General features: G+C 63.1%; 16 protein-coding genes and 1 pseudogene. 4 read left to right on the forward strand and 13 right to left on the reverse strand.

Going from position 1 to position 13,429, the window contains the following annotated elements; genetic code table 11:
* Positions 1-177: 177 nt before the first annotated feature.
* From J4E08_RS22260 to J4E08_RS22315, 12 genes and pseudogenes are all read right to left on the reverse strand, one after another.
* Positions 178-606: a phasin family protein gene (locus J4E08_RS22260; protein ID WP_183970000.1), complete on the reverse strand. Its 429-nt coding sequence runs from the start codon at positions 604-606 to the stop codon at positions 178-180.
* A gap of 333 nt (positions 607-939) precedes the next feature.
* A complete protein-coding gene (locus J4E08_RS22265; protein ID WP_349540369.1) occupies positions 940-1,137 on the reverse strand; it encodes a cupin domain-containing protein in 198 nt (65 codons plus the stop codon).
* A 232-nt stretch (positions 1,138-1,369) separates the two neighbouring features.
* Positions 1,370-2,497, reverse strand: a complete 1,128-nt coding sequence (locus J4E08_RS22270; protein ID WP_183969996.1) for a zinc-dependent alcohol dehydrogenase family protein — start codon at positions 2,495-2,497, stop codon at positions 1,370-1,372.
* Positions 2,498-2,511: 14 nt separating this feature from the next.
* Entirely contained in the window at positions 2,512-3,444 is a 933-nt protein-coding gene (locus J4E08_RS22275) for a cyclase family protein (RefSeq protein WP_349540370.1), read from the reverse strand.
* A 31-nt stretch (positions 3,445-3,475) separates the two neighbouring features.
* On the reverse strand, positions 3,476-4,135 hold the full coding sequence (locus J4E08_RS22280) for an ATP-binding cassette domain-containing protein (protein WP_349540371.1): 660 nt from the start codon (positions 4,133-4,135) through the stop codon (positions 3,476-3,478).
* A complete protein-coding gene (locus J4E08_RS22285) occupies positions 4,128-4,880 on the reverse strand; it encodes an ABC transporter ATP-binding protein (RefSeq protein WP_183969990.1) in 753 nt (250 codons plus the stop codon). Before J4E08_RS22285 ends, J4E08_RS22280 begins: the two co-directional genes overlap by 8 nt.
* Positions 4,877-5,818, reverse strand: a complete 942-nt coding sequence (locus J4E08_RS22290) for a branched-chain amino acid ABC transporter permease (protein ID WP_221235697.1) — start codon at positions 5,816-5,818, stop codon at positions 4,877-4,879. Before J4E08_RS22290 ends, J4E08_RS22285 begins: the two co-directional genes overlap by 4 nt.
* Positions 5,815-6,708, reverse strand: coding sequence for a branched-chain amino acid ABC transporter permease (locus J4E08_RS22295; RefSeq protein ID WP_183969988.1), 894 nt, complete (start codon positions 6,706-6,708; stop codon positions 5,815-5,817). Before J4E08_RS22295 ends, J4E08_RS22290 begins: the two co-directional genes overlap by 4 nt.
* Before the next feature lie 74 nt (positions 6,709-6,782).
* Positions 6,783-8,051: an ABC transporter substrate-binding protein gene (locus J4E08_RS22300; RefSeq protein WP_183969986.1), complete on the reverse strand. Its 1,269-nt coding sequence runs from the start codon at positions 8,049-8,051 to the stop codon at positions 6,783-6,785.
* 101 nt (positions 8,052-8,152) lie between these two features.
* A complete protein-coding gene (locus J4E08_RS22305; RefSeq protein ID WP_349540372.1) occupies positions 8,153-8,806 on the reverse strand; it encodes a TetR/AcrR family transcriptional regulator in 654 nt (217 codons plus the stop codon).
* A gap of 31 nt (positions 8,807-8,837) precedes the next feature.
* Positions 8,838-8,927 (reverse strand): annotated as a pseudogene (locus J4E08_RS22310) (IS5/IS1182 family transposase); the annotation flags it as partial.
* 192 nt (positions 8,928-9,119) lie between these two features.
* On the reverse strand, positions 9,120-9,785 hold the full coding sequence (locus tag J4E08_RS22315; RefSeq protein WP_221235696.1) for a TetR-type transcription factor C-terminal domain-containing protein: 666 nt from the start codon (positions 9,783-9,785) through the stop codon (positions 9,120-9,122).
* 170 nt (positions 9,786-9,955) lie between these two features.
* Here J4E08_RS22315 and J4E08_RS22320 point away from each other — a divergent pair, with 170 nt between their 5' ends.
* The 4 genes from J4E08_RS22320 (at position 9,956) to J4E08_RS22335 (ending at position 13,073) form a co-directional block, all read left to right on the forward strand.
* The gene (locus J4E08_RS22320; protein ID WP_349540373.1) at positions 9,956-10,384 is read left to right on the forward strand and encodes a MaoC family dehydratase; all 429 of its coding nucleotides are present in this window, start codon (positions 9,956-9,958) and stop codon (positions 10,382-10,384) included.
* 91 nt (positions 10,385-10,475) lie between these two features.
* The gene (locus J4E08_RS22325) at positions 10,476-11,393 is read left to right on the forward strand and encodes an SDR family NAD(P)-dependent oxidoreductase (protein ID WP_349540374.1); all 918 of its coding nucleotides are present in this window, start codon (positions 10,476-10,478) and stop codon (positions 11,391-11,393) included.
* A 4-nt stretch (positions 11,394-11,397) separates the two neighbouring features.
* On the forward strand, positions 11,398-11,871 hold the full coding sequence (locus tag J4E08_RS22330) for an acyl-CoA thioesterase (protein ID WP_349540375.1): 474 nt from the start codon (positions 11,398-11,400) through the stop codon (positions 11,869-11,871).
* A complete protein-coding gene (locus J4E08_RS22335) occupies positions 11,871-13,073 on the forward strand; it encodes an acetyl-CoA C-acyltransferase (RefSeq protein ID WP_349540376.1) in 1,203 nt (400 codons plus the stop codon). The genes J4E08_RS22330 and J4E08_RS22335 overlap by 1 nt, the downstream gene beginning before the upstream one ends.
* 105 nt (positions 13,074-13,178) lie before the next feature.
* Here J4E08_RS22335 and J4E08_RS22340 read toward each other — a convergent pair.
* Positions 13,179-13,429: thioesterase family protein (locus J4E08_RS22340; protein ID WP_349540377.1), on the reverse strand; the 251-nt coding region annotated here is incomplete at its 5' end.

A 13,429-nucleotide genomic window follows, 5' to 3' on the forward strand; every position in this document is an offset into this window, starting at 1 on the left:
GTCCCGGACGGTTCAACAGCGCCGCCGCCAAGGCCGCCCGTTTATGGACGCCACATGACAAACGTCAGGCGAGACGATTAAGTCTGACCAAATTCAGTTGTTGTCTCTCCAACAAGAACGGCGGGCCCTTTGCAGGACCCGCCGAGTACCATCTGTAGATTTCTGCGACGTGCAGCTTCAGGCTGCTTTTTTGGCCGCCGACTGAACCTTCTGGGCTGCGCCTTCTGCGGCCGTGGTCACCTTTGAGCTGATCTCTTCGCCCGCCTTGGAGGTCAACTCAGCGGCTTCGCTGCCGACTTTCTGAGTTTCGGCCGAATAGCTCTGCACGGCGCGCTGGAGCAGTTCTGTCTGCTTTTTCATGAAATCGGTGTAAGCGTTGCCATACTCGGAGACGTCATCGCGAGTTTGCGTCAGCTCGCGCATGTTCCAAAGCGCTTCCTTCGTAGTGTCGCTGGCGATGTCAGTGGCCCGAGTGCCGGCGTCGACGAAGATCGTCGCCATGCGCTCATTCATGGTCGCCCACGTTTTGAAGGCATCCTGAACGCCCTGTGCGTTGAACAGGTTCTGAATGTCGTTTGCAGCGGATTGTGTGTTCTGCTTGGCCATGTCGGGTCTCCTTTCGGGAGTGTTTCGTGTCTCGTTCAATTCTACACTCCATTTAATGCTGCACTGCAGCATTTCAACCCCACGATGCCGCAGTGCAGCGTAAAATTTTGCGCGCCGTTTGGTCCAATACCTCCAGAAGCGACTCTGGGCGCGCGGGAGACTGCTCACCGCATCGGCGCAGCCGGGCCTTGCTTGTAGAAGGGAATTGCTCAGCGACCCCCGGCTTTTCGCGCATAAGCCGAAGGTCACAAACAGGGAGGTTGCTTAGTGTCTGGTCTCAGCGCCAATAAATGATGGTCGCAGCGAGTGCGATCAGCGCAGGCTGCGCGCCATTCATCGCGTGTGCTCCGGCGCCGGTCCGCCGAGCGGCACCATGTCGAACGCGTCGATGCGGACCATGACGTGATCGAACCGGAAGGCTCCCGGCGTCTGCGTATAGCCTCGCAGCTCTGTTGGTTCGCCCAGACAGTGAAAGAAATCTTCGACCACGCCAAGACAGAGCCAGCCGACCAGGCGGGTGTAAGGCCGCAAAAGGTATTCCCCGGGTCAGGGCTGCTGCCGCGTGCACCAACACTTCCAATAAGGTTAGTTATGTTATCTTCACCAGATAATTGCCGGCGGTCATATGCTGTCTGCACTTGGACAACTATGCCGCCGAGACACCGGTTTGAAATTCACTGACGTGACAGTTTGAAAACAATCCCGAACAGCTTTGCCAGGGCCGCCCGGGGTTGGTCAGACATAGACGTCAAGCGGACAGTGGTCAGTCGAAGACAATCACCTGGCGGATCGCCTCGCCTGCTGCTAGGCGTTCGAACCCTTCGTTGATCTCGTCCAGAGTGATCCGGTGCGTCATCAGCTTTTCAATCGGCATTTCACCGGCCTGCATCAGCCGGGCAAAGCGTGGCACGTCACGCTTGGGGACACAGGACCCGACATACGATCCGCGCAGGGTCTTTTCGCTGACCGTGAGCGATGTCGCCGGGATGGACAGCATGTCATCGGGATGTGGCAGACCGCCCGTGACGGCGGTGCCACCACGTTTCAGGCAATCATAGGCAAACCGCAGCGCCCGGGCAGAGCCTGCCAGTTCGACGGCCACGTCACAGCCGCCGCCGGTCAATTCCCTGAGCTGTTCAAGCGCGCCCTCTGCGGACGGGTCGATGGCATGGGTGGCGCCCAATTCCAGCGCAAAGTCGCGCTTGTCCTTGGCCAGATCCACGGCGATGAGCGGATAGGCACTGGCCGCGATCGCCGCCAGCAGCCCGGCCAAACCGACGCCGCCCAGACCGACGATTGCGCAGCTTTGCCCCGTCCTGAGGTTGGCGGTGTTCAGCACCGCCCCCGCCCCGGTCAGAACAGCGCAGCCCAGCAGCGCGGCTTTTTCCAGCGGGATGGACTTGTCGATGGCGACGCAACTGCCCTGATCAATCACCACGTAATCGGAAAAACACGACACCCCGACATGGTGGTCAATCACCTCGCCATCCAGATGGATGCGCTTGGCCCCTGACAACAGCGTGCCCTTGCCGCCCGCCACGGCCGCCGGTTCGCACAAGGCAGGGCGGCCTTCGGCACAAGGCGTGCACTGGCCGCACGATGGCGCAAAGACCAGCACCACGTGATCGCCCTTGGCAAAACGGGTGACGCCCTCTCCGACCCCGTCCACCACGCCCGACGCTTCGTGCCCGAGGGCAAGCGGCAGGTCACGGGGCCGATCACCGTTGATCACCGACAGGTCGGAATGACACAAGCCGGCCGCCGCGATCTTGATACGCAGTTCGCCGGGGCCGGGATCCTCCAACTCCGCCTCGACAATGCTCAGAGGTTTCGAGTCCGTGTAGGGCCGGGGCAGCTTCATTTCACGCAGCAGGGCGATGCGGGTCTTCATGCCGGTTGGCCTCCTTATTTGATAGCGATGGGATTGATGAATGCCTGAACCGCACCTTCGAACCGGGGCTGGCCCAGCACGAAGAAAAAGTCGGTCACGCCGTCTGCGGCCAGCCCGGACGTGTCCATAACTTCGAGGATGTAGACACCGTTCTTGGCCAGAAGCTCCTGATGCGCGGTGAACAAGGTGCCTTCGGGATGTGGCACCACGTCAAGACCCCAGGTGTCCGCGCCCACGGCAACGACACCCTGTTCCGCCAGCCAAGCGGCGGATGTTGCGTCAATTCCGGGCTCACCCCCGGCAAAGCGTTGAGGCTCGTCTTCAAGCACGGAGAGCCAGCCGGTGTGAAACAGGACAATATCGCCAGAGGCAAGCGTCAGGCCTGCGTCGGATACAGCCTGCTGAACCTCTTCGAGCGTGAACAGCTCGCCCTCGGCCACGACATCGGTGCCACGCAACTTGGCCATATCCAGCAGCACACCGCGTCCAACGATCGGGGGCACATTGTGGATGCCCATCTTGGTCAGACCCGTGGTCGCCACGTAATCTTCGGGCGTGTTTCCGTTGTAGAAATGATTGTCGATACCCAGATGGCCCAGCCCGTCGATCTGGCTGCCCAGTCCGACCCAGCCGACGATCATGTCGTCGACATAACTCATCGCATTGGACCCCAAGGTACGGCCACCTTCCTGACCCGGCATCATGATGGTGAAATCCAGCTCGCGCGAGCCGAAGCCGGGCGTATTGCGGCCCACCGGCACACCCAGAGCATAGGTCTTGCCCGTGGTGATCAGATCCTTGGCCGACAGCACATTTTCCGGCGTCAGCAGGTTCGCGGCACCGATTTCATCCTCTGCGCCGTAGGTCGAGGGGTACCACGGGGCATCGTCAGTCTGTGCAAATGCAGGGCTTGCCGCCAGCAGAGCCGCCATAATCACGGTTTTCATGTCTTTTTCCTCCCAGAAAAGTGGCCGGACTTTATGCCTCGGCCGAGCGTTTTTCGCGAACTTCGCCGCGTTCGATGACGTAAAGGGAATCCAGAAGATGCGTCGAATGCACGGCGTCGGATTCTGACAGCAGGACCGACAGCCCTTCGCTGCGCAACGTGCCGATCACCTCCATCAGGCGCTGCGCCAGTGCGGGCGCCACGCCCTCGAACGGTTCGTCCAGCAGCAACATCTGTTTGCCGATGATCAGCGCCCGACCCAGCGCGACCAGCTTTTGCTGCCCCCCGGACAATTGCAGCGCCCTGCGATCCTTGAACCGCCCGATTTCGGGCAACAACTCGTAAACCCAGTTCAGGCGCTTCTGGTCAATCGGCGCGTTCACGGCACGGACCGGCAGCAAAATATTGTTTTCGACCGTGAATTCCGGAATCAGTCGACGGTCCTCGGGCATATAGCCGACCCCCATGAAGGCCCGCGTGTGCGCCGGTTGGTCCGTGACATCCGTGCCGTCGATCAGGATGCGGCCACTGTCCGCGCGCAGCAGTCCCATGACAGCGCGCATTGTCGTGGTCTTGCCCGCGCCGTTGCGTCCGACCAGCCCGACCGTCTTGTTGTGCGGTACGTGCAGCGCAGCCCCCCGGAGGATCTGCGTCCCGGCGATGGCCGCGTCGAGTCCCTGGATCTCAAGCATGCGAGTCTCCGATCACATATTTTCGCACTTTTTCGTCTTCCAGCACCACGGCGACATTGCCATCGGCCAGAACAGTGCCTTCGTAGAACGCAATCACGCGGTCGGCGTAGCGACGCACCACATCCATGTCGTGCTCGATGAACAGGATCGTCGCACCGCTGGCGTCCAGCGGGGCAATCGCCGTGTCCATCATCGCCATCTTTTCATCCGCCGACACACCAGAGGTGGGCTCGTCCAGCAGGACCAGACGTGGATCACCCACCGCCGCCATTGCGATATCAAGCTGCTTGCGCGTGCCCTGTGGCAGGGTGCCCGCAGGCGTGTCCGCGATCACCGACAGGCCGAACCGGTCCAGTGCGCTGCGCGCGATGTCGATCCGCTCGGGCGTGATGGCCGCCCGCGCCGAAGGTCTGCCGTCCTGTCCGGCGATCAACGCGATCAGCATGTTTTCCAGCACCGTCATTTCGGCAAAGACCTGCGCGATCTGAAACGAACGACGTATGCCGGCCTGCGCTGTCTGGCGCGGGTCCAGCCCGGTGATGTCATGCCCGTCGAACAGGATCTGACCGGCCGAGGGCGTCAGGTATCCGGTGACCATGTTGACGAAGGTCGTCTTGCCCGCGCCGTTCGATCCGATGATGGCGATGCGCTCACCGGACATGACGTCGATGCTGATATCCTTGGCCGCGACCACGCCGCCAAAGGTTTTCTCAAGGCCGATGGTGCGGAACAGTGGCGCGCTCATGTCCGCGCCCTCGCAACCAAAGACCACAACCCGCGCGGCAGCAGCACGATCACCGCCAGCATGGCTGACCCCAGGATCAGTTGCCAGGCGTTCGGCGCGATATCGAGCGCGTAGGTGCGCAACAGTTCCAGCAGGAAATAGGCCATCACAGGGGCCACGACACTGCCACGCCCCGCCAGCAGCGCGACAAAGACAAACTGACCCGAGGTGGTCCAGTAGGTCATCTCGGGGTCGACGTGACCGCTCGATATGGCCCACAAACCGCCTCCCAGGCCCGATAGCACAGCGGCCACCGCATAGACCACAAAGACCAGAACACGCGGCGAGGTGCCAAGGTAGCTCAGGCGGATTTCGTTTTCACGCACGGCGTCCAGCATGGCACCGGCCCCTGACCGCAGGTAGGCAAGTGCGCCCAAGCAGCCCGCCAGCACGACCACGCCGGTCAGGGCATAGCTCCAGTCAGGCCGCGCCGCCTGATCGGGGACAAAGCCGAAATAGCTGACGGCGGGGATGTTGAACCCGTCGGTGGACCCCAGCGACGCGGCCTTGACCAGCAGGCCATACAGGATCATCGACACCGCCAGCGTCAGCATGGCGTAAAAGATCTCGCGGTACCGTGACAGCAGCAGCCCCAGCACCAGCCCGATGACCAGCGCCGCCAGTGCTGCGGCAGGCAGCAGCAGGGCCACATCGGTGATCCCTGCCTTGGCCGCCAGCAAACCCACGGCATAGCCGCCGATGCAGAAAAACAGACCCTGCCCAAAGGACACCAGCCCCGCGCGCATTTGCAGCATCACACCCAGCGCCACCAGGCCCGACGCCATCGCCGTCTGGATCAGGAACCGCATCCACGAGGGCAGGAAAAAGCCGACAATCACCAGCAGGGCCAGCACAGCCACGAACAGATGATCGCGGCGAAAATCGAGAGTAGGCATCATATCTTGCGTCCTTCGGCCCGCGCAAAAAGTCCATGCGGGCGGATCGCCAGCACCACGGCCATCACCGCATAGATCGCGAACAGTTCGAATTGAGGGGCCACGTGTACACAGATCGCCCGCGCATAGCCGGCAAAGATCGCGCCGACCACGGCACCGGGAATAGAGCCCAGCCCGCCGATCACCACGACGGCAAAGGCGAGGATGATGACCTCGACCCCGATGCCGGGGGTGACAGCGATCTTGGGCGCGGTTGCGGCCCCTGCCACGGCGGCCAGCACCGTACCAATGGCAAAGGTCAGCGCAAAGATCCGGGTGACGTTGACGCCCATGGCAGCGGCCACTTCGCGGTCGGCCACGACGGCAGTCATCAGAATGCCGGTCCGTGTCCGGTTCAGCCAGTACCACAGACCGATGCCCGCCACGATCGCCAGCCCGACCACCAGCAGGTCATAGACTTGATAGGGAAGGTTGCCGAACTCGATATACCCGAAGTAGGCGTAGGGCTGAAACACATAGTAGCTCTCGACGCCCCAGGTCAGCTTGACCGCGTCCGACAGGATCAGGAAAAGCGCATATGTGACCAGCACCATGATGACCTCGTCCTGACCATACAGTTTGCGCAGCACAACCCGTTCGATCAGCAGGCCGACGACAAAGCCCGCGACAAGCGCAGACAGCCCCATCATCAAAAAAGCACCCGCTTCCGGCAGTCCGGCGCTGTAGTACAGCCCCAGTGCCGAGGCGCAAACATAGGCACCGATGGCGTAGAACGCGCCATGCGCGATATTCAGGATGCGCATGACGCCGTAGATTAACGTCAGACCCACGGCGACAAGGAACAGCCAGGCGGAATAATTCAGCCCGTCCAGCAGGATCGCGACAAGTTTCATGAAGGCACCTCAAGGGTCAGAAGCCCGGGCGGATATCCTGTCAGGACACGCCCGGGCGGTTGCTCGGGGTCAGATCAGTTACAGCTCGCGCCGGGGAAGCCCGCTTCGATCCAGGCCGCCGCCGTGGTGTCGTTGGGCGGGTTCACGCACTCCGCCGCGTAGGCGATGACATTTTCCACACCCGGGTTGCCGTCGGCATCCTGTTTGTACGTCCCATAGGCGATGCCCTGGACCGCCTGATGACCATTGCCGATGGCCATGCGCACCGTTCCCGCCGGCGTTTCGTACTCAAGGTTCTCGAACGCCTTGGCGATGGCCGCAGGGTCGTCGGACCCAGCCTTTTCCCAAGCGGATTTCAGACCCAACAGCGCCTGCGCCATTTTCCACGCGGGATAGGACGGCGGTTGACCGTGCGCCTTTTCATACGCATCGCGGAACCAGGTGGCCAATTCGCTTTCGGGCGCGAAATAGCTGTACGGTCCGCGTGCGCCAATGATCGCGCCCTCGGGGATCTCGTTCGGCAGGCGTTGCATCGCCGCCTCGCCGGTGGTCATGACGACTGCGGACCGGGCGAACAATCCGCGCGGAGCGGCCTGCAGGATGAAGGCTTCGAGATCACCGCCCCAGAACGAGGTGTGGATCGCCTTGGCCCCCGATGTCAGGAGCGCAGAAATCTCGGCACCGTACTGGCCCGCGAACACCTGGGGGAACTGTTCCGTCGCGATGTCGGACCCGGTGTCCAGCGCGATCAGGGAGCCGGTGAAATCCGCCCAGGCATCCTGTCCCCAGGCATAGTTCTGGTTGATGCCCGCAACTTCGGACATGTCGACACCGGTATCGACCAGATATCGCGCCGCGCCCACGGAATCGATGGTGCCTGTCGGCCCGGTCCGGAACAGATAGGTCGGGTCTGTGACAACGCTTTCAAAGATCTGCGGTGTGCCGCAATCCACCAGAACGGTCAGCTGTTGCAATTCTTCGGCCAGCGGCGCGACGGCCTTGCAATTGCCGGACGAGGTATAGCCGACCACGGCATCCACACCTTCGCGTTCTGCCATGTTGCGATATTCCTGTACCGCATCGGCAGCTTCATCGACATAATTGGCCTCAACCATGCGGCCGTTGATGCCCTTGGTGTCATAGGGCGCGGGCAAATTGCCTGCGTTCAGCTCTGCAATGATCACCTCGGCGGCGTTGCGCTGCGGCAAACCGAACGGCCCGGATGCCGCGCCCGACAGGAACACAGGAATGCCCAGAGTGATCGGCTCCTGATCCTGCGCCTGCACGGCTCCAGCGATCAGGCACAGCGAAGCCGTGCCCGCAAGGACAGTTTTCAACGTCATGATTTCCTCCCGTTACGCGCATGCTGTTGGTCGCACGCTGCGTTTCATACCCGGGAGTATGAAAGTATTTTGCGGGAATGCAACATAAGTCTGCAGAATTTTCAATCTGTCCGAGAGAGGATCCCATGCACCTGACCGCGCGCCAGGGTCTGCGCGATCTGTTCCCGGGACGGGCCCTGTCCATCAAGCGATTGACGATACCAGATGGCCATCCAGTTGATTGCGCCCAGCATCGCCTTGACTGCCAGAGATGCGTCGTCTCGGCGCACCGACCCGTCCTCGATTCCGGCGTCAAAGGCATGGCGGAACCGCATCTCGAACTTCTGGCGTGCCGCGTTCAGATCGGACAGGATGGTGCGCTGTTCATCGGACAGCCCGGACATGCGCTGCATCTGCACGCCTTGAATCACGACACTGACAAAGTCTGTGTCGGTCATCATTGTCATCGCGTGCGCGCGCAGCATGCTTTCAAGTCGCAGCGCGCCGCTTTGCTCGGGCTTGTCCGCCGCGTCAATGCCGGCAAACAGCCGCGTCATCGCGACAGTATAGACTGCGAGCAACAAGTCCGTCTTTGACTTGAAATGGTTGTAGACCATCCCCTTGGTCGCCGAAACATGCTGCGCCACCATTGTCATGGTGGTCCGTTCATATCCGTGCTCCGCGAAACAGGCCGCCGCCGCTGCGACAATCTGATCCACATCCACGCGCTGCGGGCGGCCAATAGACGGGCGTCCACAGCCCTCAACCTTCTCCATGAATCCTCCTCCAATCGTCCAAGGTCAGGCTTCATAACCAATAGATGACAATAAATGCGAGGGCGATGGCTGAGAGGAATGTCATGGGACAGGAGTCGCGGCGGGCCGCAACTCGCAACCATGCGACCCTTTCTGCCGATCGACTGAAACGTAAAGCCGCATTTATCAATGAAAGAGCAGCGCCGACCAACGGACCGTTTGATTTAACGCCAAGCGGCACGCCCTAAGTTGAAAACGTAACGTGACCGCAACAAACACTGGCCGGAAAAGCGCCCGCTCCAGCCTGCTTGCATGGCCGACCACACGCCGTCTGTCAGGCAATTCCGCTGACCTGCAGCTCCGCGACGTGTCGGGCAATCAGCTGTTGCTGTTCGGGGGTTTCATCCGGGCGCGGGCGATACCAGATCGCCATCCAGTTCACCGCCCCCAGCAAGCCCTTCACCGCCAGCGACACGTCCGCGCCTTCGCGAACGCTGCCGTCTGCCTGGCCCTCGCGCATCGTCTCGACGAAAAGCTGTTCGAAGCGGTGCCGAATGTCCATCAGCTCATCCAGGCTGACGCGCTGTTCTGGGGTCGTGGCGCTGAGCCGATGCATGTGCACGCCCTGCACGACGACCGCCTCATAGGCCGTGTTCTGCATCATGGTCAGGGCGTGCGCCTCGATCATGTGCAGAAGTTTTTCACGCCCCGTGCCGCCTTGAGACATCGCTGAGTTCACGGCATCCATAAGCCGCCGCATACCCTCGCGGTGCACCTCGAAGAACAGGTCCGTCTTGGAGCGGAAGTAGTGGTATATTCGCCCCTTGGTTGCACCAAGGCGACGGGCGACGTCGTCGATGCTGGTGCCCTGAAACCCCATTTCGGTAAAGCAAAGCGCAGCGCAATCCAGAATTTCGGCAACGCTGTCTGCCAGATGACCCGAATCTTCCTGACCTCGCGTTTTCGAAGCCCATTCGCGGTGCATGTCGTGGTTCGCCACCTGGCTCCTCCTGAAGGCAATTCAATTTGGTCACGTCCTTTCAGCCATAGAGCCGATCGCAAAATCGAACAACCTTGTTCGCGATCCGCAAGGGGTCTGGACAGTTCCCACCTCGCATACTACTGAGTATGTCGCAAGATGAAAGTCACGCCCGACCAAGGACCTCCGCAATGCAAGATGCCCAAGCAACGCTCGTTTCAGACTGGTTTGAAGTCGATCAAAAGATTGTCGACGGCTTCGCCGACGCGATCAACGACCACCAGTTCATCCATGTCGACCCTGCGCGCGCAAAGGCCGAAACCGCATATGGCGGCACCATCGTGCACGGGTTCTACCTGCTTTCCATACTGACAGCCTTTGCCCGCAGCGCCCTGCCGCCCCCGGCCCCCGGCTCGGTCGAGGTGAACTACGGCTTCGACAAGGTGCGCTTTCTTGCGCCGGTGCCGGTGGGATCGCGCCTGCGCGCCAGCTTTGCCCTGCAGACAGAGACGCCCAAGGCAGGCGGCATGCTGCGCAACTATGCCGTGAGCGTGCACATCGAAGGCACCGACCGCCCGGCGCTTGCGGCAAGCTGGCTGGTGCTGGAGACCCGCGGCTGAACGCCCGCCCGGTCACGGCACGGCCCGGGCGCCGCCGCGCGCCCCGGCCCCCCAATTGGACAACACAGAGACCACATCGGAGGAGATGGACATGCCGGTTTCATTCAAGGATCAGGTGGCAATCGTCACCGGGGCTGGCGGCGGGCTTGGCCGCTCGCACGCGCTGACCCTGGCGCGCCACGGCGCAGCGGTCGTGGTGAACGACTTCGGCGGCGCGCGCGACGGCAGTGGCGCCGCGACCGATGCCGCGCAGGCGGTGGTGCAGGAAATCACCGACGCCGGCGGGCGTGCCATCGCCAATGCCGGCAACGTCGCATCGCAGGATGAAATGGCCGCAATGGTCGATCAGACGCTGTCGGCCTTTGGTCGGATCGACGTGCTGATCAACAACGCCGGCATCCTGCGCGACAAGAGCTTTGCCAAGATGGACATCGATGATTTCCGCCGCGTGGTCGAGGTGCACCTGATGGGCACCACCATCGCGACACAGGCGGTCTGGGCGCAGATGCGCAAGCAGGAATATGGGCGCATCCTTGTCACCTCGTCGACCTCGGGCAGCCACGGCAATTTCGGCCAGTCGAACTATGGCGCGGCCAAGATGGGCGTGCTTGGCCTGATGAATGTGCTGCATTTCGAGGGCGCGAAATACGGCATCCACGTGAACGCCATCGTCCCCACCGCCGCCACGCGCATGACCGACGACATGATGGACCCGGAAATGCTCGATCTGCTGGCGCCCGAACTGGTGTCGCCCGCGGCGGTCTGGCTGGTCAGCCGCGATGCGCCCTCGCGCACAGCGCTGCTTGCCGGGGCGGGCACCGTCGCGCGGCTTGCGCTGGTCGAAAGCCAGGGCGTGTGCTTTACCGGGCAGGACTTCACGCCGGACACCGTCGGCGCGCGCTTTGACGAGATCGCCGATCTTGACGGGCAGATCGAGGTTCAGGCCGGGCTCGACCATGTGGCGCGCATCGTTGCCAATGCCCGCGCCGCGCTGGCCGCGCAGGGCTAGGGCGATGACCGAGCGTCTTCCCCCCCTGCCCCACGCGGCCTATGCGTGGCATTACGAAACGGCCCCCAGATGGGCCGATTCCGACATCTACGGCCATGTGAACAACGTGACCTACCTGTCATATTTCGACACCGCGATGAACATCGCCCTGGTCGAGCACGGCGCGCTTGACCTGTCTGCAAACGCCAGCGCACCGATCGGGCTGGTCGTCCAAAACGGCGCGCAGTTCTTTCGCGAGATCACCTTCCCCTCCAGTCTCAGCGTCGGTGTGCGCATCGAGGCAATCGGGCGCACCAGCCTGACCTGGGGCTTTGGCCTGTTCGATCTGGGCGCCGGGGCCTGCGCCGCGCGCGGGCGCATCGTTCATGTCTATGTGGATCGCGCGTCCCGCAGGCCCGCGCCGCTGACCGCCGAGCTGCGCCACTGCGCCGAGGCGCTGTTCCGTGACCCCGCCAATGACACAGAGGAGACAAGCTGATGAGGGAAGCCGTCATCGTTTCGACCGCCCGCACCCCGATCGGCAAGGCCTATCGCGGAGCGTTCAACGCCACCACCGCGCCGCATCTGATCGGCTACGCCATTCACCACGCCGTGGAGCGCGCCCGCCTCGCCCCCGCCGAGGTCGAGGACGTGACCGTCGGGGCCGCCCTGCAACAGGGCACCACCCACATGAACATCGCGCGCACCGGGCTGCTGCGCGCGGGCCTGCCCGTAACCGTGCCGGGACAAAGCGTCGACCGCCAGTGCGCCTCGGGGCTGATGGCGATCGCCATCGCGGCGCGCCAGATCATCGCCGACGGCATGACGGTGACGATCGGCGGCGGGGTCGAACAGGTCTCGCTGGTGCAGACGCCGGACATGAACACCCGGCACTGGCACGACCCTTGGATCGACCAGCACCTTCCGGCGACCTACATGTCGATGGTCGAAACCGCCGAGATCGTCGCCCGCCGCAACGGTGTGAGCCGCGAGGCGCAAGACGCCTATGCCCTGCAATCCCAGCAGCGCACCGCTGCCGCGCAGGAGGCCGGCCGGTTCGATGACGAGATCGTTCCCATCACCACCATCATGCAGGTGCGCGACCGTGACACCGGCGAAACCTCGATGCGCGAGGTGACGCTTGCGCGCGACGAAGGCAACCGGCCCGGCACCACGCTGGACGGGCTCGGCGCGCTGGCGCCGGTGTTCAGGGATGGCCAGCAGGTGGCCGAGGGGCAGTTCATCACAGCCGGGAACGCCTCGCAGCTGTCGGACGGGGCCTCTGCCGCCGTGCTGATGGAACGGCGCGAAGCCGAGCGCCGGGGCCTTGCGCCGCTGGGGCTGTATCGCGGCATGGCGGTGGCGGGCGTTGCGCCCGACGAAATGGGCATCGGCCCGGTGCCAGCGGTGCGCAAACTGCTGGCGGCCCATAACCTGCACGTCGATGACATCGACCTGTGGGAGCTGAACGAGGCGTTCGCCGCGCAGGTCATCCCGTCGCGCGATCAGCTGGGCATTCCGGACGAGCGGCTCAACGTCAACGGCGGGGCGATCTCCATCGGGCATCCCTACGGCATGTCGGGCGCCCGCATGGTTGGCCACGCCCTGATCGAGGGCAAACGGCGCGGCGCGCGGCGTGTGGTCGTCACCATGTGCGTGGGCGGCGGCATGGGCGCGGCGGGCCTGTTCGAGGTGCTCTGACGCGCCCCACCCCGGATGCACTGAAAAGGCCGCCGGAAACCGGCGGCCTTTGTATTTATGACCCACTCAGCCCATGGGCCGGGCGCGCATGGTCAGGCCCGCCTGTCAGCCAAGGCCCGTGCGCCGGTCAAGCCATGCTGGCCGCGCCTCGCCCCGCTGCGCGGTTTGAAGCGCGCCCAGACGCGATGCGGCAGCAGGCGGGAACGGCGCGGCGCGGGGCGTGCCGCCCTTGCGCGCAACATGCAACAGCACCTGCTCGCACCAGGCAAGGCGGCTGCCATCGCTGCCCAGCATCTCCTGATACAGATGCATCCGCTTGGCATCGACGGCCAGGACCCGGGTGGCCAGCGACAGCG

It is taken from the genome of Sagittula sp. NFXS13 (genome assembly GCF_040148795.1).
In the GTDB taxonomy this organism is placed as follows: domain Bacteria; phylum Pseudomonadota; class Alphaproteobacteria; order Rhodobacterales; family Rhodobacteraceae; genus Sagittula; species Sagittula marina.